This window comes from Pseudomonas sp. 05N432 (genome assembly GCF_056396945.1).
Window position 1 is genome coordinate 254,601 of sequence record NZ_JBFTMM010000019.1, and the last position, 20,422, is coordinate 275,022.

Consider the following 20,422-nt stretch of genomic DNA (forward strand, 5'->3'; position numbering starts at 1 on the left):
CCCACGCTCTGCGCGTGAACGATCATCTTCACAGAAAATAAAAAACCCCGCCGGCTTACGCCAGCGGGGTTTTTTCGTACGGGGTAAGGCTGGCTTACATCATGCCGCCCATGCCGCCCATACCGCCCATGTCTGGCATGCCGCCGCCAGCTGGTGCGTCTTCCTTGATCTCGGCGATCATGGCTTCGGTGGTGATCATCAGGCTGGCAATCGACGAAGCCGCTTGAAGAGCCGAACGAGTCACTTTAGCCGGGTCCAGGATACCCATTTCGATCATGTCGCCGTATTCGCCGGTAGCAGCGTTGTAACCGTAGTTACCCTTGCCCTGCTTGACCTTGTCGACGACAACGCTTGGCTCGTCGCCGGAGTTGGCAACGATCTGGCGCAGTGGCGCTTCAACAGCGCGACGCAGCAACTGGATGCCGACGTTCTGGTCATCGTTGTCGCCTTTCAGCTCGGAGATCGCTTGCAGAGCGCGAACCAGTGCCACGCCACCGCCAGGTACCACGCCTTCTTCAACGGCTGCACGGGTGGCGTGCAGGGCGTCTTCAACGCGGGCTTTCTTCTCTTTCATTTCAACTTCGGAACCCGCGCCAACCTTGATCACTGCAACACCGCCGGACAGCTTGGCCAGACGCTCTTGCAGTTTTTCACGGTCGTAGTCGGACGAAGTGTCAGCCACTTGTTGACGGATCTGAACAACGCGAGCCTGGATGTCAGCCTCAACGCCAGCACCGTCGATGATAGTGGTGTTTTCTTTGGACAGGATCACGCGCTTGGCATTACCCAGGTGTTCCAGGGTAGTGCTTTCCAGGCTCAGGCCGATCTCTTCGGAGATAACGGTACCGCCAGTCAGAACAGCGATGTCCTGCAGCATGGCCTTGCGACGGTCGCCGAAGCCCGGGGCTTTGACGGCAGCCACTTTAACGATGCCGCGCATGTTGTTCACAACCAGAGTCGCCAGGGCTTCGCCTTCAACGTCTTCGGCAACGATCAGCAGAGGACGACCGGCTTTGGCAACGGCTTCCAGTACTGGCAGCATTTCGCGGATGTTCGAGATCTTTTTGTCGACCAGCAGGATCAGCGGACCGTCCAGTTCGGCGGTCATGGTCTCTGGCTTGTTGACGAAGTACGGGGACAGGTAGCCACGGTCGAACTGCATGCCTTCTACAACCGACAGTTCGTTTTCCAGGCCCGAGCCTTCTTCAACGGTGATCACGCCTTCTTTACCGACTTTTTCCATGGCTTCGGCAATGATGTCGCCGATGGAGCTGTCGGAGTTGGCCGAGATGGTGCCGACCTGAGCGATTGCCTTGGTGTCAGCGCATGGCTTGGACAGGGCTTTGAGCTCTTTGACGATAGCGATGGTCGCTTTGTCGATACCGCGTTTCAGGTCCATCGGGTTCATGCCGGCAGCGACGGCTTTCAGGCCTTCGTTGACGATCGACTGAGCCAGAACGGTCGCGGTGGTGGTGCCGTCGCCTGCGTCATCGTTGGCACGGGAGGCAACGTCTTTGACCAGCTGCGCGCCCATGTTTTCGAAACGGTCTTTCAGCTCGATTTCTTTGGCTACGGAAACGCCGTCCTTGGTGATGGTCGGAGCGCCGAAGCTCTTCTCGATGATCACGTTACGGCCTTTAGGGCCCAGGGTCGCTTTCACTGCGTCAGCCAGGACGTTGACACCGGCGAGCATTTTCTTACGGGCGGAATCGCCGAATTTAACTTCTTTAGCAGCCATGATCGATATTCCTTAAATACTTTTGTAGTAGCGGGAAATTGAGCGCAAATCAGCCTTCGATAACAGCGAGAATCTCGTTCTCAGCCATTACCAGCAGGTCTTCACCGTCGACTTTCACAGTGTTGCTGCCGGAGTACGGGCCGAACACAACCTTGTCACCCACTTTCACGGCCAGCGCACGCACTTCACCGTTGTCCAGCACGCGGCCGGTACCTACAGCAAGGACTTCACCGCTGTTGGCTTTTTCGGCAGCCGAACCTGGCAGAACGATACCGCCAGCGGTTTTCTTTTCTTCTTCGCTGCGACGGATGACGACGCGGTCATGCAGAGGACGAAGCTTCATTGTCGATCTCTCCTAATTGTGGTTTTCAGCGGCCGGTGTAATCCCGGCGGGTTAAATTCCGGCGTTGCCGGTTGCGGCTCGTCAAGCGAACCGCGGAAGTCTGTCTGGTGATCTTCACCAGAAACCTTGCGGTGACCGTTACATAAGGGCGCATAAGCTTATTACAAGGGCTGGGCAGTGAAATTTTTTACGGCACCGACCACAGAAACGAACACGGCACCGCACAGGTTGTGTGAAAACGCAGCGAGCGAAGGTGCCGTGTGAATGAAGCGGTTACTTGGAGTCGCGGTGCTCGAACTCGCCTTCGATCACGTTTGGCTCACGGCCCAACGGTTGACGCGGAGCCGGGCCGCCACGCGGTTGCAGATCATCGGCAAAGGCACGCTGACGAATTGCCTGCTCTTCGGCGCGCTTGCGCATCGCGTTGGCCAGCAGCCGGCGGGTGATCGGCACTATCATGATCAGACCGATCACGCTGCTGATGAAACCTGGCAGGATCAACAGACCGCCGCCCAAGGCCAGCATCAGGCCTTCAAGCATGGTCTGCGCTGGCAACTCGCCGCGGTTCAGGCTCTCACGAGCGCGCAATGCGGTAGCCAGTCCGGCGATGCGCAGCACAAACACGCCGAACATCGAGCCGAGAATGATCAGCAGCAGCGCCGGGAAAAACCCGATGGCCGCGCTGACCTTGACGAATACGAACAGCTCCAACACCGGGAACAGCAGAAAGAGCAATAAAAAAGGGCGCATCAAATGGTTCCTCAACGCAAGAATGCCTTGCAAGTAGAACGTAGATGACGTCGCCGTTTCGTGATTTCAAGCGTCGGCTGTCGCATTTTTCGGCCATTGCTCGGCGTGAGCCAATAAAACCAAGGCTTCGCGTACTTGTGTCGGCGTATTACACACTTCCGGGAACGGTAACCAGTACAGCCCCTGGCCAATGCGCAGGTGCATGCCTTCGGCGTCGATGCCCGCTAACTGAGCGGGTGCGGTTTTCGGCAGGCCGGCCAGCTCGACGTAATGGGCGATGGCCTTGGCGTGGTCGGCGTTCATGTGTTCGATCATGCTCGCTTCGGCCTTGCCGGCGAATGGGTTGGCCAGGGTCAATTGGTCGACCCAGTGAATCGCACCAAAACCGCCGATGTAGCGATGCCGTATCGGTTTGAGTACCCAGAAGTCGAAATCATGCGCCTTGTGATAATTCTGCGAATCCGGGAAATAGCGGTAATAACGCTCGGCGGCGGCATCGATGGCGGCCTGATCCTGGATTTTTTCCGCTTCGGCCAGGTAGGTCAGGCGACCAACGGCCTGTACGTCTTCAGCCTCGCGCTCACCCACCAGCAATGAGCATTTGGGGTCTTTTTGCAGATTGTGGGTGTGCTGGGCGATCCGGCTGATCAGGATCAGCGGCCGGCCCTGCTCGTCCAGGCAATAAGGAACCACCGAGCCGAACGGGAAACCGGGCATCGCCTTGGAGTGTGTCGAGAGCACTCCGCGGTATTCCTTGAGCAGCAATTCTCGGGCATGCTTGGCAGCTTCAACGCTCAATTTATGACTCCTTATATAGAATCCGTCAAAAAAACGGACAGGTACCTGGGACAAAGTTCCAGCAATGCCATCGGGCAGTTCTCATGTGCAGCCAGGCCACATCAGGTGCAGATCGAGAGGCTCTCTGAAGGAAACCACTCTGACCTGCCATTGGGGGCATGCGAATGAAACTCACTGACAAAGTAATCATTATCACAGGCGGTTGCCAGGGTTTAGGCCGTTCGATGGCCGAGTATTTCGCCGCCAAGGGCGCGAAACTGGCGCTGGTCGACCTCAACCAGGAAAAACTCGACCAGGCCGTCGCCGCCTGTAAAGCCGCCGGTGTCGAGGCTCGCGCTTATCTGTGCAACGTCGCCAATGAAGAACAGGTGACGCACATGGTCGCCCAGGTTGCCGAAGACTTCGGCGTGATCCACGGCCTGATCAATAACGCCGGGATTCTGCGCGATGGCCTGCTGATCAAGGTCAAGGATGGCGAAATGACCAAGCTGAGCCTGGCACAGTGGCAGGCCGTGATCGACGTCAACCTGACCGGCGTATTCCTGTGCACCCGTGAAGTGGCGGCGAAAATGATCGAGCTGAAGACCAGCGGCGCGATCGTCAACATCTCCTCGATCTCCCGCGCCGGCAACGTCGGCCAGACCAACTACTCCGCCGCCAAGGCCGGGGTTGCTGCGGCCACCGTGACCTGGGCCAAGGAACTGGCACGCTATGGCATTCGCGTGGCCGGTATTGCGCCGGGCTTCATCGAAACCGAAATGACCCTGAGCATGAAGCCTGAAGCGCTGGAGAAAATGACCTCCGGGATTCCGCTCAAGCGAATGGGCAAGCCCGAAGAGATCGCCCATTCGGCGGCGTACATCTTCGAGAACGACTATTACACCGGCCGGATCCTGGAGATGGATGGCGGTTTGCGGATTTAAGCCGTACACAAAACAACTGTGGGAGCGGGCTTGCTCGCGAAAGCGGTGTGTCATTCAACCGATAAGTTGACTGATTGACCGCATTCGCGAGCAAACCCGCTCCCACATTTAATCAGCGTCAATTTGACAGATATCAATCGTCGCTGACGGTGATGTTCGGCATCGCTGGCGTGGCGGCTTCCTGCAAGACAATCCGCGCACCGACGTGACGGGCCAGTTCCTGGTAGACCATGGCGATCTGGCTGTCCGGTTCGGCGATCACCGTTGGCTTGCCGCCGTCAGCCTGCTCGCGAATCAACATCGACAGCGGCAGTGATGCCAGCAGTTCGACACCATATTGGCTGGCCAGCTTCTCGCCGCCGCCTTCACCGAACAGGTGCTCGGCATGACCGCAGTTGGAGCAGATGTGCACGGCCATGTTTTCCACCACGCCGAGCACTGGAATGTTGACCTTGCGGAACATCTCCACGCCTTTGCGGGCGTCCAGCAATGCCAGATCCTGCGGCGTGGTGACGATCACCGCACCGGCCACCGGGACTTTTTGCGCCAGGGTCAACTGAATGTCACCGGTGCCCGGCGGCATGTCGATCACCAGATAATCCAGATCGCTCCAGGCCGTCTGCGTCACCAGTTGCAGCAAGGCGCCGGAAACCATCGGGCCACGCCAGACCATCGGCGTGTTGTCGTCGGTCAAAAACGCCATGGACATGACTTCAACGCCATGCGACTCGATCGGCACGAACCACTTCTGGTCCTTGATCTTCGGTCGGGTGCCTTCCGGGATGCCGAACATGATGCCCTGGCTCGGACCATAGATATCAGCATCGAGGATCCCGACCTTGGCGCCTTCACGGGCCAGCGCCAACGCAAGGTTGGCGGCGGTGGTGGATTTGCCCACGCCGCCCTTGCCGGACGCCACGGCGACCACGTTCTTGACGTTGGCCAGGCCTGGAATCTGCGCCTGCGCCTTGTGCGCGGCAATCACAGTAGTGATGTCGACTTTGGCCGAGGTCACGCCATCCAGGCCTTCGATCGCCATTTGCAGCATTTGCGCCCAGCCACTCTTGAACAGGCCGGCGGCGTAGCCCAGTTCCAGCTGAACGCTGACGCGGTCGCCCTGGATGTCGATGCTGCGCAGGCAACCGGCGCTGACCGGATCCTGGTTCAAGTAAGGGTCGGTGTACTGACGAAGGACGGCTTCCACCGCTGCGCGATTGACGGCGCTCATGGGCAACTCCGATAACAAGGCTGGAAAATCAGACGGGTATCCTACGCCGGACACTCATTTGTGGCGAGGGAGCTTGCTCCCGCTCGGGTGCGCAGCAGCCGTAACTTTATCGACGCGGTGATACTGACAGCTCGGTGTCGCCTGATTTGGGGCGGCTTCGCCACCCAGCGGGAGCAAGCTCCCTCGCCACAGATATTCGCAGCGATGCATCGGGAAACAGGCCTGAAGGGTGAAAAATATGCGCCGGCGCTTTATAGTGGCCGACCTCCGTTTCATCAAGTAGCCGAGCCCCATGTCCGAGCCACGCAAGATCCTCGTCACCAGCGCCCTGCCCTATGCCAATGGTTCAATCCACCTTGGCCATATGCTTGAGTACATCCAGACCGATATGTGGGTGCGCTTCCAGAAGCATCGCGGCAATCAATGCACGTATGTCTGCGCGGACGACGCCCACGGTTCGGCCATCATGCTGCGCGCAGAAAAAGAAGGCATCACCCCGGAACAACTGATCGCCAACGTCCAGGCTGAACACAGCGCCGACTTTGCCGAGTTCCTGGTGGACTTCGACAATTTCCACTCCACTCACTCCGAAGAAAACCGTGAGCTGTCGAGCCAGATCTACCTGAAGCTGCGTGACGCCGGGCACATTGCCACGCGTTCGATCACCCAGTATTTCGACCCGGAAAAGAAAATGTTCCTGGCCGACCGCTTCATCAAGGGCACCTGCCCGAAGTGCGGCACTGAAGACCAGTACGGCGACAACTGCGAAAAATGCGGTGCCACCTACGCGCCGACTGACCTGAAGGATCCGAAGTCGGCGATCTCGGGCGCCACGCCGGTACTCAAGGATTCCCAGCACTTCTTCTTCAAGCTGCCGGACTTCCAGCAGATGCTGCAGGAATGGACCCGCAGCGGCACCCTGCAAGACGCGGTTGCGAACAAGATCGCCGAATGGCTGGATGTCGGCCTGCAACAGTGGGACATATCCCGCGATGCGCCGTACTTCGGTTTCGAAATCCCCGACGAGCCAGGCAAATACTTCTATGTCTGGCTCGACGCGCCAATCGGCTACATGGCGAGCTTCAAGAACCTCTGCGCACGTCGTCCTGAACTGGACTTCGACACGTACTGGGCCAAAGACTCCACCGCCGAGCTGTACCACTTCATCGGCAAGGACATCGTCAATTTCCACGCGCTGTTCTGGCCAGCCATGCTCGAAGGCGCGGGCTACCGCAAGCCGACCGGTATCAACGTACACGGCTACCTGACCGTCAATGGCCAGAAAATGTCCAAGTCCCGCGGCACCTTCATCAAGGCCCGGACCTACCTGGACCACCTGTCGCCGGAATACCTGCGCTACTACTACGCCTCCAAACTCGGCCGTGGCGTCGACGACCTGGACCTGAACCTCGAAGACTTCGTGCAGAAGGTCAACTCCGACCTGGTGGGCAAAGTCGTCAACATCGCCAGCCGCTGCGCAGGCTTCATCCACAAAGGCAACGCCGGTGTGCTGGTGGCCGGTAATGCCGCGCCAGAACTGACCGAAGCGTTCCTGGCTGCTGCGCCAAGCATCGCCGAGGCTTACGAGGCTCGCGACTTCGCCCGTGCCATGCGTGAAATCATGGGCCTGGCCGACCGTGCCAACGCCTGGATCGYCGACAAGGCGCCATGGTCGCTGAACAAACAGGAAGGCAAGCAAGACGAAGTCCAGGCGATCTGCGCCCTGGGCGTCAACCTGTTCCGCCAACTGGTGATCTTCCTCAAGCCCGTGCTGCCGTTGCTGGCCGCCGATGCCGAGACGTTCCTCAACGTCGCACCGCTGACCTGGAACGATCACGCAACCCTGCTCAGCAACCATCAACTGAACGAGTTCAAACCGCTGATGACCCGTATCGACCCAGTCAAGGTACAAGCCATGACCGACGCTTCGAAAGAAGACCTGGCCGCCAGCCAGACCGACACCGGCGATGCCGCCCCACAAGGGAATGGCGAGCTGGCCAAGGATCCGCTGTCGCCAGAGATCGAGTTCGATACCTTTGCCGCGGTCGACCTGCGGGTGGCCCTGATCCTCAAGGCCGAAGCCGTGGAAGGCGCGGACAAGCTGCTGCGCCTGACCCTGGATATCGGTGACGAGCAACGCAACGTGTTCTCCGGCATCAAGAGCGCTTATCCGGACCCGGCCAAGCTTGAAGGTCGTCTGACGATGATGATCGCCAACCTCAAGCCACGCAAAATGCGTTTCGGGATCTCCGAAGGCATGGTCATGGCGGCAGGCCCTGGCGGCCAAGAAATCTACCTGTTGAGCCCGGACAGCGGCGCCAAGCCGGGTCAGCGCATCAAGTAAGTTGCCTGACTGAACCGATCCCACCGTCGCGTTKACTCGCGGCGGTGGGATTTTCATATCTGCTTGCCGGATAATGCCTAATCTTTATGCACAGGCCCGTTCGCTCAACCCGGCACGCCCATGACCGACATTCTGCTCACGCTCATCAGCACCGCCCTGATCAATAACTTCATCGTGCACTGGCCGCTGGGTGTCGATCCGTTGATGAAATCGACGCGTGAGCCTGCCATCGAACGGCGTCAGGTTCATGCCCTGGGCATTGCAACCACCTGCCTGATGTTGCTCAGCGGCGTTCTGGGTTACGCGGCCTATCACTGGTTGCTGATACCGCTTGGGCTGACGTCCTTGTACCTGTTTGTGTTTTTGCCCTTGAGCGTACTGCTGATTACCCCGGTGCTGAATCTGCTGACGCGTGCCCTGCCGCAGTTACCGTTCGACGGCTTGTGGCCGTTGTTGCTCGGCAACGCTGGCGTGCTGGGGCTGAGCCTGTTCGGCATGCAGGGCGACAAAGGCTTTGGCTATCACGCAGCGCTATGTCTTGGCGCCGGGCTGGGTTTCTGGCTGGTGCTGAGTCTGTTCAGCGACCTGCGCCAGCGCATTCTCAATAACGATGTGCCCCTGCCCTTTCGTGGCCTGCCGATCGACCTGATCAGCGCCGGACTGATCGCAGTGGCATTTCTCGGCTTCAGCGGACTGATCAAAACATGAGTCTGATTCAACGTATCGACGCACTCCTGCCGCAGACCCAATGCGGCAAATGCGGCCACCCCGGATGCAAGCCCTACGCTGAAGGCATCGCCAATGGCGAGGCAATCAACAAGTGCCCGCCGGGCGGCAACGAGACCATTTCAGCGTTGGCCGAACTGCTGAAAATCCCGGTGTTGGAACTGGACACCAGCCGTGGCTCGGCACCGGCGCAAATTGCATTTATCCGTGAAGCCGAATGCATCGGCTGCACCAAGTGCATTCAGGCCTGCCCGATAGACGCGATTGTCGGCGCGGCAAAACTGATGCACACGGTGCTGATCGACGAATGCACCGGCTGCGATCTTTGTGTAGCACCCTGCCCGGTGGATTGCATCGAAATGCATCCATTGCCCTCGGACAAAGTGCTGCCGATTGTCGGTGGTCTGGCATTCACGCCCGAAGAACTGCGGGCACGCACGGCTAAACGCGATCACGCCCGACAACGCTTCGAACAGCGCAATGCGCGCCTGCGTCGTGAGGAAGAGCAAAAGCACGCTGAACGACTGGCCCGCGCGCAAAAAGCCGCACAGCACAGCGACGCCAGCAATACTCCGCTGCAGGACGCCATTGCCCGGGTTCAGGCACAAAAAACCGCTGCCGCCGATGCCGCGCTGAAAAAAGCCAAGATCGATGTGGCGATGAGCCGCGCGCAGTTGAACAAATCATTGAAGGCATTCGGGCATCCACCGACCTTTGAACAACAGTCGCAGCTGATCATTTTGCAGCAGCAATTCGAAGCCGCCGAGCAGGTCCTGGCGCAGCTCGAAAGCACGGTGCCGCCAGTACCCGTGCAATCGACGGCGCCGGCCAACGATGCCGAACTCAAACGCGCAAAAATCCAGCTGGCGATGCGTCGCGCTGAGCTGAAAAAAGCCCAGGCCAGCGAAGTACCCGCCGAGCAACTGGAAGCACTCGGCGTGGCCCTCGCTCAAGCGGAACAGGCGCTGCACGCTGCCGAAGGCGCCAGCGAAAAACCGGCCCCCGATCTGCTACGCGTCGAAAAACGTCCCATCGACGCTCAACTGCGGCAACTGAAAACCGAACTGGCTTATGCCCGCGCCGATGTCAGCAAGCTCGAGCGGCATCCTGATACGCCGGCGGAGCTCTTGGCCAAGGCCCGCGAACGGCTCTGCGAAGCCGAGCGCCAGGTAAACGCCTATGTCGCCCCTTGAACCGGTCGATGATCGCCTGCAACAGGCGATGAAGCGGGTGTTACTGGCCACCGTGCCAGGCATGCTGGTGTTGTTCTGGTTATCTGGCTGGGGCGTTCTGATCAATCTGCTGCTAGCCTGCGGCAGCGCGTTAGCGGTTGAAGCGCTGGTGTTGCGCTTGCGCAAGTACCCACTCAAGCCTGCGTTGAACGACGGCAGCGCATTGGTCAGCGCCACCTTGCTCGCACTGGCGCTACCGCCTTACTGTCCATGGTGGCTGACGGTCAGCGCTGCGGCATTCGCGATGTTTTTCGGCAAGCACCTTTATGGTGGCGTTGGCAAAAACCCGTTCAATCCGGCCATGCTCGGTTTTGCGCTGGTGCTGGTGTGTTTCCCGCGACAGATGACCCACTGGCCAACGTCCCACGGGATAAATCTGCTCGCCGGCCTGCAACAGGTTTTCGGTTTCAATTTCAGCGGCGCCGAGCAGCCCGACGCCTGGGTGACGGCCACGGCGCTGGATAGCCTGCGAATCAACAAAAGCCTGACCATGGACGAACTCTTCGCCGGCAACCCGGCGTTTGGCCACATGGGTGGTAACGGTATCGAATGGGTGAATCTGGCTTTCCTCGCCGGCGGCGCGTTCCTGTTACAGCAGCGGATGTTCAGCTGGCATGCGCCGGTCGGCATGCTCGGCAGTCTGTTCGTCATCAGCCTGCTGTGCTGGAACGGCTCCGGTTCGGACTCCCACGGCTCGCCGCTCTTTCACTTGCTGACGGGTGCGAGCATGCTCGGGGCATTCTTTATCGTGACCGAACCGGTATCGGGAGCGAAGAGTCCCAAAGCCCGCTTGATGTTCGGCGCGGGCGTCGGTCTGCTGACCTACCTGATTCGAACCTGGGGCGGCTATCCCGACGGGGTGGCCTTTGCGGTGCTGCTGATGAATCTCTGCGTACCGGCCCTGGAACGCCTCGCCGCTGCACAACCAGAGCCTCGTACGCCATGAACCGGAATTTCAGTGTGCTGATGCTGGTGGTCGTGGCCGGATTGGGCGCAGGCGCGACATTTTTCCTGCAACACGCCGCCGCACCGCGGATCTCGGCTGAACAGCGCTTGATTGAAAGCCACAAGCTGTTCGACATGCTGCCAGCCGGCAGCTACGACAATCAGCCTTTGGACCAGCCACTCGAACTCAAGGATATCGCGCTGAGCAACAGCACCTTGTTGGGCGGTTACCTGGCCACAGCAGGCGGAAAACCCAGTGCAGTGATATTACGCAGCCAGGTGACGGGTTACGAAAACGCGATCGAACTGCTGATCGTGATCGACATCAACGGCAAGTTGCTGGGGGTCAAAACCCTCAAGCAATCGGAAACACCCAGGCTGGGAGGAAAAATCGCCGACCAGCCCAATCCCTGGCTTCAGGGCTTTTTCGGCAAGTCGCGCAACGACCCTGGTGACAGTGGCTGGGCGCTGAAAAAAGATCAGGGGCAATTCGACCAGTTGATCGGCGCAACCGTCACTTCCAGGGCGGTGATCAGCGCGATCCATGATGCGTTACGCTATTTCGACGAGCATCAGCCACAACTGATCGGGAGCAGACAATGAACCAGTCCTCGATGCTGCAGAACTCGCTGATATTGACCCCGTTGATCGGCGCCAGTGACGCCTTGGTAAAAGCCTTGGGCCTGTCGTTGTTATCGCTGCTGGTCATTGGTGTTTACGGCCTGAAGATGAGCGTATTGCGACCGCGCATCGTCCCGTCCATGCAGTTGATCACCTGCATTGCGCTCGCCGCCACATTGACCAGCCTGGCAACATTGGCATTACAGGCCTGGGCCTTTGAACTGCATCAGCAATTGGGAATGTATGCAGGACTGATTGCCCTGCAGTGCATTGTGCTGGAGCACAACGGCTTTTTTACCCAGGCCAGCATGAGCGACCGGATTCGCCTGTCCAGCCTGTTTTTCGGGCTGACGGTTGTTCTGGGCGTGTTGCGAGAAGCTCTTGGCAATGGGTCATTCGCCAGCCATGTGTCCTGGCTGACCGGAATTATTGATTACAGCGGGCAAGGCTGGCTGTTTACCGCTGATGGCGGCATACGACTGGCCGTCCTCGCCCCCGGCGGGTTTATCCTGCTGGGACTGCTCATAGCCGCCAAACAAGCCTGGCCTGGTGCCTCAACCTCACACTGACCGCCTTCAAGGAACTGCTCTACTCATGAATGCCGCAAAACGCCTGGAAATTTTCCGCCGGCTTCACGAAGACAATCCGGAACCGAAAACCGAACTGGCCTACTCGTCACCCTTCGAATTGCTGATCGCCGTGATCCTTTCTGCGCAGTCCACCGACGTGGGCGTCAACAAGGCCACCGCCAAGCTGTTCCCGGTAGCCAATACTCCGGCCGCGATTTATGCGCTGGGTGTAGAAGGATTGTCCGAGTACATCAAGACCATCGGCCTGTACAACAGCAAGGCAAAAAACGTCATCGAAACCTGCCGAATGCTGGTAGAGCTTCATGGCGGTGAAGTACCGCAAACCCGCGAGGAGCTGGAAGCGCTGCCCGGGGTCGGTAGAAAGACCGCGAACGTGGTGCTCAACACGGCTTTTCGTCAGCTGACCATGGCCGTTGACACGCATATTTTCCGGGTCAGCAACCGCACAGGGTTAGCGCCAGGCAAGAATGTCGTCGAGGTGGAAAAGAAACTGATGAAGTTTGTGCCCAAGGAGTATCTGCTCGACTCCCATCACTGGCTGATCCTCCACGGGCGCTACGTTTGCCTGGCTCGCAAGCCCCGCTGTGGCAGCTGCCGTATCGAAGACCTGTGCGAATACAAGCAAAAGACCTCCGACGATTGAGGCTCTATTACCTTTATTGATTTACCGATTGAAAAAATCTTTTTTACCCGCCGGGAGAATGTCGATATAAGAAGCGCCAATGGCAGTCTTAGCCTGGAGTTAACCTTATGAGCACTGGCAAAGAACAACTGGACACAGAAGACGACTTCATCTCCGTTGAGGCCGATGATGCCGAGCCTGTGGTAGAGGTAGCGAAGACCAACCTGAGCAAACGTCGCACCATCGATAATCTCCTGGAGGAGCGCCGCTTGCAAAAGCAACTGGCCGATTACGACTTTGACCTTTAACACCTGAAAGCCTCCCGAAATGGAGGCTTTTCAGCACTCCCTCAAGCGCTGGGCAATGCTCTCTGATTCAATGAGTCCGGCGCGGCGGGGACATCAGGGCAAGCCATCCGGCGACTCAAAAACCGATCAGATTCCGCTTACCTTCAGACGCTTTCCGTGCACAAAGCACTACTCGCCCCGAGAGATTCAAACCAGACCATTACGCTGCGCAAGCTCGATCAGGTCTACCAGCGAGCGAGCATTGAGCTTTAATAGCAGACGCGTTTTGTAAGTACTGACGGTTTTATTGCTGAGAAACATTCCATCGGCAATTTCCTTGTTGGTCTTGCCTCGGGCCAACTGTTGTAAAACCATCATCTCCCTTCCTGACAGCCGATCCACCATGTCTGCTTCACTCGCGTTTCCCAAACTTGAGCGAACCGAGTGCAACGCCTGATTCGGAAAGTAGCTATATCCTGACAATACAGCCTTGATTGCACTGAGCAACTCGGTGAGGTCCTGCTGTTTGCAGACATACCCGGCAGCCCCTGCCTGCATGCAACGCATTGAAAAGTGACCGGGGGCCTGCGACGTCAAGACCAACACTTTCAAAGGCATGGTCGTCGAGGTCAAGCGTGCAATAACTTCCAGGCCATCCAGTTTCGGAATACCGATATCCAGTATCACGATATCCGGCATCTGTTCACGGGCAAGTTGCAAGGCATCGACACCATTGTCCGTTTCGGCAATGACTTCGTAGCCATGACGCTCCATTAGCATACGTACAGCAAGACGAATGACGGGGTGATCATCCACGATCAGCACTTTATTCATGGGCAAGTCCAATTTTCGCTGTTCGAATTTTTAGAGCCCGCACAATAGCGTAGTCGTTTCGACCTTGGGATGCTGCCCAGCCCAACCACCTACACCGAGAGACAATCCCTACAAACAACAAGGATTTTCCCTACAGGATTTCATAGAAAACAATGTCGCTTAAAGTTTATTCGAGGCTTTACCCTCCTCCGGTCATCTGTATTTTTTCTGCGGACATCAAAAAAAAAACAGCTGACGATACACACGCCATCCCGGCCATTCATGAAACATGAGTCTATTATCAAAACAACCCGTTTTCACCCACCTACATTAATCACACAAAAACAAGGCTATTGATCCGTTAAAAATAGTGATAAAACTGCAAAGCAGACCGATCCACAAAGCCTTTACAAAAAGTAATAAATCAATACCCGACAACCACTACCACTTAATATTTTCACCCACAAGGAATCCACTATAGATCACTATTTAACGAGTAATCAAAATGACAAAAACTCAAAAAAAAATATCCAACCCGATGACCATAATTGCAATATTCGCGACGCTCTCCGAAACGTCGGCAGCCGTATCGTTGCCTTTTCTTGACAACGAGGAGCGCCAGACTTACATCTGGTTTTTGATCAGCTTCCCTTTTTACCTGCTCTTTTTATTTTTCATCACACTAAACTTTAACTACAAATCACTGTATGCACCTTCTGATTTCCAAAAGAGCAAGCAGTTTGTAAAAGTCATCGACGATGCTTCTCGACCAGAAAAAAACGGAAGCACCTCCATCAACGACCCTGTTGAAGAGGACAATCACCCCAACTCAATCAAAGGACGTAAACCCGACTATCTTCTTCAGAGCGCGCCCGCTCCACCCGCCTATATAACCTTCATCGCGAACCTTTCGACTCAACACCCGGTGTCTTTACCTGCGTCGATACACGGCATGCGAATTATTGATGCACGATGGATTCGCAAAAAGAAAGATGTCGACAATTTGATGAACGCACTCTATTCAAGGAAACACCACCACCGTGAAGTGATCGTCTTTCTGACAAGCGGCGAGTCGGAACATTTGATTAACGAAAGAGCACTCAAAAAATCAGATGCAAAAGCGTTGGAGCCCAAAGAGTCTTTTTACATGAGTTATAACTTGAGCACATTGGCGGTGACCGTCGTCAGCCGGCACTGACACCGACCCAGTACAGTGGCCGGGTAAATAGTCTCTGACAGAGACAGAACAGAAAGGGGGGGGATAGACAATCCAGGAAGTTAAAAACAAAGTCCTGGTGACACGGACTCAGAAGGCAAACAGCCACACACGAATTCCTCGATCACATTGTGGCCCCGTTACAAACGGGGCCACAATCGTCGATCATGCCAACCGCATCAGAACAGCTTGCGGCCTTTGTTTGCGGCGATGCGCATACGCAAAGCGTTCAGCTTGATGAAGCCGGCTGCATCAGCCTGGTTGTAGGCGCCGCCATCTTCTTCGAAGGTAGCAATGTTGGCATCAAACAACGACTCATCGGACTTGCGACCGGTGACGATCACGTTGCCTTTGTACAGCTTCAGGCGAACCACACCGTTCACATGCGCCTGGGAAGCATCGATCATCTGTTGCAGCATCAGACGCTCAGGGCTCCACCAGTAACCGGTGTAGATCAGGCTGGCGTATTTAGGCATCAGCTCGTCTTTGAGGTGAGCCACTTCGCGGTCCAGAGTGATCGACTCGATCGCCCGGTGAGCACGCAGCATGATGGTGCCGCCAGGGGTTTCGTAGCAGCCACGGGACTTCATGCCCACGTAACGGTTCTCGACGATGTCCAGACGGCCGATACCGTGTTCGCCACCGATACGGTTCAGGGTCGCCAGCACGGTAGCCGGAGTCATTTCGACGCCGTCCAGTGCAACGATGTCGCCGTTGCGGTAAGTCAGCTCCAGATATTGCGGCTTGTCGGGAGCGTTCTCCGGGGAGACGGTCCAGCGCCACATGTCTTCTTCGTGCTCGGTCCAGGTGTCTTCCAGCACGCCGCCTTCATAGGAAATGTGCAGCAGGTTGGCGTCCATCGAGTACGGGGATTTTTTCTTGCCGTGACGTTCGATCGGGATCGCGTGCTTCGCCGCATAATCCATCAGCTTCTCGCGGGACAGCAGGTCCCACTCGCGCCAAGGGGCGATCACTTTCACGCCTGGCTTGAGTGCATAAGCGCCCAGCTCGAAACGAACCTGGTCATTGCCCTTGCCGGTCGCACCGTGGGAAATGGCATCTGCGCCGGTTTCGTTGGCGATTTCGATCAGGCGTTTGGCGATCAACGGACGAGCGATGGAAGTACCCAGCAGGTACTCGCCTTCGTAAACGGTGTTGGCGCGGAACATCGGGAAAACGAAATCACGCACGAATTCTTCGCGCAGATCGTCGATGTAGATTTCTTTTACGCCCATGGCTTGTGCCTTGGCGCGGGCCGGCTCGACCTCTTCACCCTGACCCAGGTCAGCGGTAAAGGTCACCACTTCACAGTTATAAGTATCCTGCAGCCACTTGAGGATCACCGAAGTGTCCAGGCCGCCGGAATACGCCAGAACGACCTTGTTTACGTCCGCCATGCCATCACTCCACGGGGTTCTACGGAAAGCCGAGAAGTCTACCGCCGTGAGAGGATAAATTACAGAGGCGCGACAGCTTATGATGACGAAGCGACAGATTATGTCGAGCGGGCGACTATTTCAGCCAGTTCAGGAGGTCGTTGCGGCACTGCTTGCCGAGCTGACTTGCGGCGCCGGTTTATCGGTGGGTGCAACGCGCTCAAGGTGAACGTTGACCCGGCGATTCTTCGCCCGATTGGCGGTGTTGGTGTTGGGGGCCAACGGATAACGCTCGCCGTGAAAGCGCATCGTGATTTGCGACTCCTGAATGCCATTAGCCTTGAAGAAGTCCATCACCGCCAGCGCTCTGCGCCGGGACAGATCACGGTTGGTCAGGCGATTGCCACTGTTATCGGAATGACCGTCGAGTTCGATGTGATTGACCGTCGGGTCGGCCTTCATGAAGGTCAGCATGACCTGCAGCTTGGCCTTGGCCTGCGCGTCCAGATCGATACCACCGCCCGGAAAACCAACCTCAGCCTGCTTCACCTGCTCGTAATTCATCGGCAGCAACTTGGCGACACACGCCTGATAATCGGCGTAGGCCTTGCTGAAACTGACCGGCAACAAACGGACTTCCGACACTCCGCCATCGCGCGAATAATGCCGAATCAGCGGACTGCGACCGTCCATCAAACCGCCGATAAGGCGTCCGGCCTGGAGTTGCGAGCTGTTGAACAGCACATCACCGCTGCCAACCTTGACCGACCCCAGATTGATATCGCCGCGCCCCGGCTGCCAAGGCGCAGCGGCGGCCAGCAACGTCGCCGAGCCGCCGGTGATCATCGGGTTGTAGGCCTTCAGACGAAAGGTGGCCTGCTCGCCTGCGCGCCGCACGAACTCGCCCGAACCGAAATCGGCAATCGGCTGGCTCAGGCGACATTCGAATTTGTCGCCTTCGACCGTCCACTCGATGCTCTCCAGACGCGTCTGGAAAGTGAGCGCCATGGCAGGAAGGCTGGCAAACACGCTGAGCAAGGCTAAATAACGCTGGCGCACGGGAGGCTCCACTGGCTTCTACAACAAAAAGACCGATACATATAATTACGGCATACCTTTGTGATATCGGAAGCTTGCTGCAAAACTTGATAGCGAGTGCCTGGATGAGTCTTTTCCGGTAGCATTCCCTTGAGTTTGACCCGCCTGGAATCCCCAATGTCCGACCGCCTGACCCTGCTGCGTCCCGACGACTGGCATATTCATCTTCGCGATGGTGCTGTGTTGCCCAATACTGTCGCGGATGTCGCGCGCACCTTTGGTCGCGCGATCATCATGCCTAACCTGGTACCACCGGTGCGTAACGCCGCTGAAGCCGACGCCTATCGCCAGCGTATTCTCGCTGCGCGCCCGGCCGGCAGCCGTTTCGAACCGCTGATGGTGCTTTACCTGACCGACCGGACTACACCCGATGAAATTCGCGAGGCCAAGGCCAGCGGTTTCGTTCACGCTGCCAAGCTGTATCCGGCTGGCGCGACCACCAACTCGGATTCCGGTGTTACCAGCATCGACAAGATCTTCCCCGCGATCGAGGCCATGGCCGAGGTCGGGATGCCCTTGCTGATTCATGGTGAAATCACCCGCGGCGACGTCGATGTCTTCGACCGCGAAAAAGTCTTCATCGACGAGCACATGCGTCGGGTCGTGGAGCGTTTCCCAACGCTCAAAGTGGTGTTCGAACACATCACTACCCGCGATGCCGTGCAGTTCGTCAACGAGGCTCCGGCCAACGTTGGCGCAACCATCACCGCTCACCACCTGCTGTATAACCGCAACCACATGCTGGTGGGCGGGATTCGTCCGCACTTCTATTGCCTGCCGATTCTCAAGCGCAATACCCATCAGGTCGCCCTGCTTGACGCCGCTACCAGCGGCAGCGAGAAGTTCTTCCTGGGCACAGACTCGGCCCCGCACGCCCAACACGCAAAAGAAGCCGGGTGTGGCTGTGCCGGTTGCTACACCGCTTATGCCGCGATCGAGATGTACGCCGAAGCCTTTGAACAGCGCAATGCGCTGGACAAGCTCGAAGCCTTCGCCAGCCTCAACGGCCCGCGCTTCTACGGCCTGCCGGCGAACACCGACCGCATTACCCTGGTCCGCGAAGAATGGACCGCCCCAACCAGCCTGCCGTTCGGCGAGCTGACTGTCATCCCGCTGCGCGCCGGTGAAAAACTGCGCTGGCGCCTGCTGGAGGAACACGCGTGAGTGAAGACCATTTCGACGACGAACAGGAAAGTTCAGGCGGAGGTGGTTCACGTCACCCGATGGCAGCCAGGTTCCGTGGATACTTGCCCGTTGTCGTCGACGTTGAAACCGGTGGTTTCAACTGTGCCACTGACGCCTTGCTGGAAATTGCCGCCACGACTATCAGCATGGACGAAAAAGGTTTTGTGTACCCCGATCACACCTATTTCTTCCGTGTAGAACCGTTCGAAGGCGCCAACATCGAAGCCGCGGCGCTGGAATTCACCGGGATCAAGCTCGATCACCCACTGCGCATGGCCGTGAGTGAAGAAGCGGCACTGACCGACATCTTCCGTGGCATACGCAAGGCGCTGAAAGCCAACGGCTGCAAACGGGCGATCCTGGTCGGCCATAACAGCAGCTTCGACCTGGGCTTCCTCAATGCCGCCGTTGCGCGCCTGGACATGAAGCGCAATCCGTTTCACCCGTTCTCCAGCTTCGACACCGCGACACTGGCCGGTCTGGCTTATGGTCAAACGGTCCTGGCCAAAGCGTGCCAGGCTGCCGATATCGACTTCGACGGTCGCGAGGCCCACTCGGCTCGCTACGATACCGAGAAGACTGCCGAGCTGTTCTGCGGCATCGTCAATCGCTGGAAACAAATGGGCGGCTGGGAAGATTTCAACGACTGATTCAGTCGCAGGATTTATCCCGCCCATAAAAAAACCGGCCTTGGCGGCCGGTTTTTTTATGCCTGACGCGTGGCTTACAGCTTGCCAGCGTTCTCGGTCAGGTAAGCAGCAACGCCTTCTGGCGAAGCGGTCATGCCCTTGTCGCCTTTTTTCCAGTTGGCCGGGCAAACTTCGCCGTGCTCTTCGTGGAATTGCAGGGCGTCGACCAGGCGAATCAGCTCTTCCATGTTACGACCCAGTGGCAGGTCGTTGACGATTTGCGAGCGAACAACGCCCTTGTCGTCGATCAGGAATGCGCCACGGAAAGCCACGCCGCCTTCGGACTCAACGTCGTAGGCCTTGGCGATGTCGTGCTTCATGTCAGCAGCCATGATGTACTGAACCTGACCGATGCCGCCGGCATTGATCGGGGTGTTGCGCCAGGCGTTGTGGGTGAAGTGCGAGTCGATCGAAACAGCGATCACTTCAACGTTGCGAGCCTTGAAGTCAGCCATGCGGTGGTCCAGAGCGATCAGCTCGGACGGGCAAACGAAGGTGAAGTCCAGTGGATAGAAGAACACCAGGCCGTATTTGCCTTTGATGGCCGAGGACAGGGTGAAGCTGTCAACGATCTCGCCATTGCCGAGTACGGCCGGTACGGTGAAGTCAGGGGCTTGTTTGCCTACGAGTACGCTCATTGGATATCTCCTGGTGTGGTGGCGTGAAGAACGGCATCGAACCAGTCTGTCGCCAATAAACGACAGGTTCATGACTCGAGTGCCCTTCGCAAAGACCGCACATCATACACCGCGTTTTTCGCCTGTCCTTAGCGCTTTTTACAACGACATCAAAAACCTCGGCGCAGGCGTAATGACACCATCCCGGGCCGCATTATGCCGTTCGTCAGGCTGTCGCTGTTCTGGCGCAAAGCGTGCCGAAACCACTTTGACAATCATTC

21 protein-coding genes are annotated in these 20,422 nt (G+C 57.5%); 12 read left to right on the top strand and 9 right to left on the bottom strand.

Annotated elements, in window-relative coordinates; translation table 11 throughout:
• Positions 1-94: 94 nt before the first annotated feature.
• From groL to AC1DHT_RS22350, 4 genes are all read right to left on the bottom strand, one after another.
• Complete coding sequence (gene groL, locus AC1DHT_RS22335; RefSeq protein WP_054593791.1) at positions 95-1,738, bottom strand: chaperonin GroEL; 1,644 nt, start codon at positions 1,736-1,738, stop codon at positions 95-97.
• Positions 1,739-1,787: 49 nt separating this feature from the next.
• Entirely contained in the window at positions 1,788-2,081 is a 294-nt protein-coding gene (locus tag AC1DHT_RS22340; protein ID WP_008032125.1) for a co-chaperone GroES, read from the bottom strand.
• A gap of 273 nt (positions 2,082-2,354) precedes the next feature.
• The gene (locus tag AC1DHT_RS22345; RefSeq protein WP_427536223.1) at positions 2,355-2,831 is read right to left on the bottom strand and encodes an FxsA family protein; all 477 of its coding nucleotides are present in this window, start codon (positions 2,829-2,831) and stop codon (positions 2,355-2,357) included.
• Between the two features lie 66 nt (positions 2,832-2,897).
• Positions 2,898-3,629 carry a HugZ family pyridoxamine 5'-phosphate oxidase gene (locus AC1DHT_RS22350; RefSeq protein ID WP_054593793.1) on the bottom strand — a complete coding sequence of 244 codons (732 nt, stop codon included), beginning with the start codon at positions 3,627-3,629 and terminating at the stop codon, positions 2,898-2,900.
• 164 nt (positions 3,630-3,793) lie between these two features.
• Here AC1DHT_RS22350 and AC1DHT_RS22355 point away from each other — a divergent pair, with 164 nt between their 5' ends.
• Positions 3,794-4,552, top strand: coding sequence for an SDR family oxidoreductase (locus AC1DHT_RS22355; RefSeq protein ID WP_427536226.1), 759 nt, complete (start codon positions 3,794-3,796; stop codon positions 4,550-4,552).
• Positions 4,553-4,685: 133 nt separating this feature from the next.
• Here the strand turns inward: AC1DHT_RS22355 and apbC are convergent, their stop codons facing one another.
• The gene (gene apbC, locus AC1DHT_RS22360; protein ID WP_427536228.1) at positions 4,686-5,780 is read right to left on the bottom strand and encodes an iron-sulfur cluster carrier protein ApbC; all 1,095 of its coding nucleotides are present in this window, start codon (positions 5,778-5,780) and stop codon (positions 4,686-4,688) included.
• Positions 5,781-6,072: 292 nt separating this feature from the next.
• On the opposite strand from apbC, the gene metG reads away from it, so the two are divergent.
• The 8 genes from metG to AC1DHT_RS22400 all read left to right on the top strand — a co-directional run bounded on the left by metG (position 6,073) and on the right by AC1DHT_RS22400 (position 13,168).
• Positions 6,073-8,124: a methionine--tRNA ligase gene (gene metG / locus AC1DHT_RS22365; RefSeq protein ID WP_477761474.1), complete on the top strand. Its 2,052-nt coding sequence runs from the start codon at positions 6,073-6,075 to the stop codon at positions 8,122-8,124.
• A 120-nt stretch (positions 8,125-8,244) separates the two neighbouring features.
• Positions 8,245-8,832: an Rnf-Nqr domain containing protein gene (locus AC1DHT_RS22370; protein WP_427536233.1), complete on the top strand. Its 588-nt coding sequence runs from the start codon at positions 8,245-8,247 to the stop codon at positions 8,830-8,832.
• Positions 8,829-10,043, top strand: coding sequence for an electron transport complex subunit RsxB (rsxB, locus tag AC1DHT_RS22375; RefSeq protein ID WP_427536235.1), 1,215 nt, complete (start codon positions 8,829-8,831; stop codon positions 10,041-10,043). The genes AC1DHT_RS22370 and rsxB overlap by 4 nt, the downstream gene beginning before the upstream one ends.
• Positions 10,030-11,028, top strand: coding sequence for an RnfABCDGE type electron transport complex subunit D (locus AC1DHT_RS22380; protein WP_427536237.1), 999 nt, complete (start codon positions 10,030-10,032; stop codon positions 11,026-11,028). Before rsxB ends, AC1DHT_RS22380 begins: the two co-directional genes overlap by 14 nt.
• Positions 11,025-11,630: an RnfABCDGE type electron transport complex subunit G gene (locus tag AC1DHT_RS22385; protein ID WP_427536239.1), complete on the top strand. Its 606-nt coding sequence runs from the start codon at positions 11,025-11,027 to the stop codon at positions 11,628-11,630. The genes AC1DHT_RS22380 and AC1DHT_RS22385 overlap by 4 nt, the downstream gene beginning before the upstream one ends.
• The gene (locus AC1DHT_RS22390) at positions 11,627-12,217 is read left to right on the top strand and encodes an Rnf-Nqr domain containing protein (RefSeq protein ID WP_427536241.1); all 591 of its coding nucleotides are present in this window, start codon (positions 11,627-11,629) and stop codon (positions 12,215-12,217) included. Before AC1DHT_RS22385 ends, AC1DHT_RS22390 begins: the two co-directional genes overlap by 4 nt.
• A 25-nt stretch (positions 12,218-12,242) precedes the next feature.
• Positions 12,243-12,881, top strand: a complete 639-nt coding sequence (gene nth, locus AC1DHT_RS22395) for an endonuclease III (protein WP_427532975.1) — start codon at positions 12,243-12,245, stop codon at positions 12,879-12,881.
• A gap of 107 nt (positions 12,882-12,988) precedes the next feature.
• Positions 12,989-13,168, top strand: a complete 180-nt coding sequence (locus AC1DHT_RS22400) for a PA3496 family putative envelope integrity protein (protein WP_019693351.1) — start codon at positions 12,989-12,991, stop codon at positions 13,166-13,168.
• Positions 13,169-13,354: 186 nt separating this feature from the next.
• Here the strand turns inward: AC1DHT_RS22400 and AC1DHT_RS22405 are convergent, their stop codons facing one another.
• Positions 13,355-13,981, bottom strand: a complete 627-nt coding sequence (locus AC1DHT_RS22405; protein ID WP_054593803.1) for a response regulator transcription factor — start codon at positions 13,979-13,981, stop codon at positions 13,355-13,357.
• Between the two features lie 484 nt (positions 13,982-14,465).
• Here AC1DHT_RS22405 and AC1DHT_RS22410 point away from each other — a divergent pair, with 484 nt between their 5' ends.
• Complete coding sequence (locus AC1DHT_RS22410) at positions 14,466-15,158, top strand: hypothetical protein (RefSeq protein ID WP_427536243.1); 693 nt, start codon at positions 14,466-14,468, stop codon at positions 15,156-15,158.
• A 197-nt stretch (positions 15,159-15,355) separates the two neighbouring features.
• On the opposite strand, the gene AC1DHT_RS22415 is transcribed toward AC1DHT_RS22410, so the two are convergent.
• Both AC1DHT_RS22415 and AC1DHT_RS22420 read right to left on the bottom strand, forming a co-directional pair.
• Positions 15,356-16,573, bottom strand: a complete 1,218-nt coding sequence (locus AC1DHT_RS22415; RefSeq protein ID WP_019693354.1) for an argininosuccinate synthase — start codon at positions 16,571-16,573, stop codon at positions 15,356-15,358.
• A gap of 129 nt (positions 16,574-16,702) precedes the next feature.
• Positions 16,703-17,611 carry a flagellar protein MotY gene (locus AC1DHT_RS22420; RefSeq protein WP_427536245.1) on the bottom strand — a complete coding sequence of 303 codons (909 nt, stop codon included), beginning with the start codon at positions 17,609-17,611 and terminating at the stop codon, positions 16,703-16,705.
• A 156-nt stretch (positions 17,612-17,767) separates the two neighbouring features.
• Between AC1DHT_RS22420 and pyrC the strand changes: the two genes are divergently transcribed.
• Together pyrC and rnt are read left to right on the top strand one after the other, a co-directional pair.
• On the top strand, positions 17,768-18,814 hold the full coding sequence (gene pyrC, locus AC1DHT_RS22425) for a dihydroorotase (RefSeq protein WP_427536247.1): 1,047 nt from the start codon (positions 17,768-17,770) through the stop codon (positions 18,812-18,814).
• On the top strand, positions 18,811-19,485 hold the full coding sequence (gene rnt / locus AC1DHT_RS22430; RefSeq protein ID WP_054593807.1) for a ribonuclease T: 675 nt from the start codon (positions 18,811-18,813) through the stop codon (positions 19,483-19,485). The genes pyrC and rnt overlap by 4 nt, the downstream gene beginning before the upstream one ends.
• Positions 19,486-19,559: 74 nt before the next feature.
• On the opposite strand, the gene AC1DHT_RS22435 is transcribed toward rnt, so the two are convergent.
• On the bottom strand, positions 19,560-20,162 hold the full coding sequence (locus AC1DHT_RS22435; RefSeq protein WP_019693358.1) for a peroxiredoxin: 603 nt from the start codon (positions 20,160-20,162) through the stop codon (positions 19,560-19,562).
• Positions 20,163-20,422 lie beyond the last annotated feature (260 nt).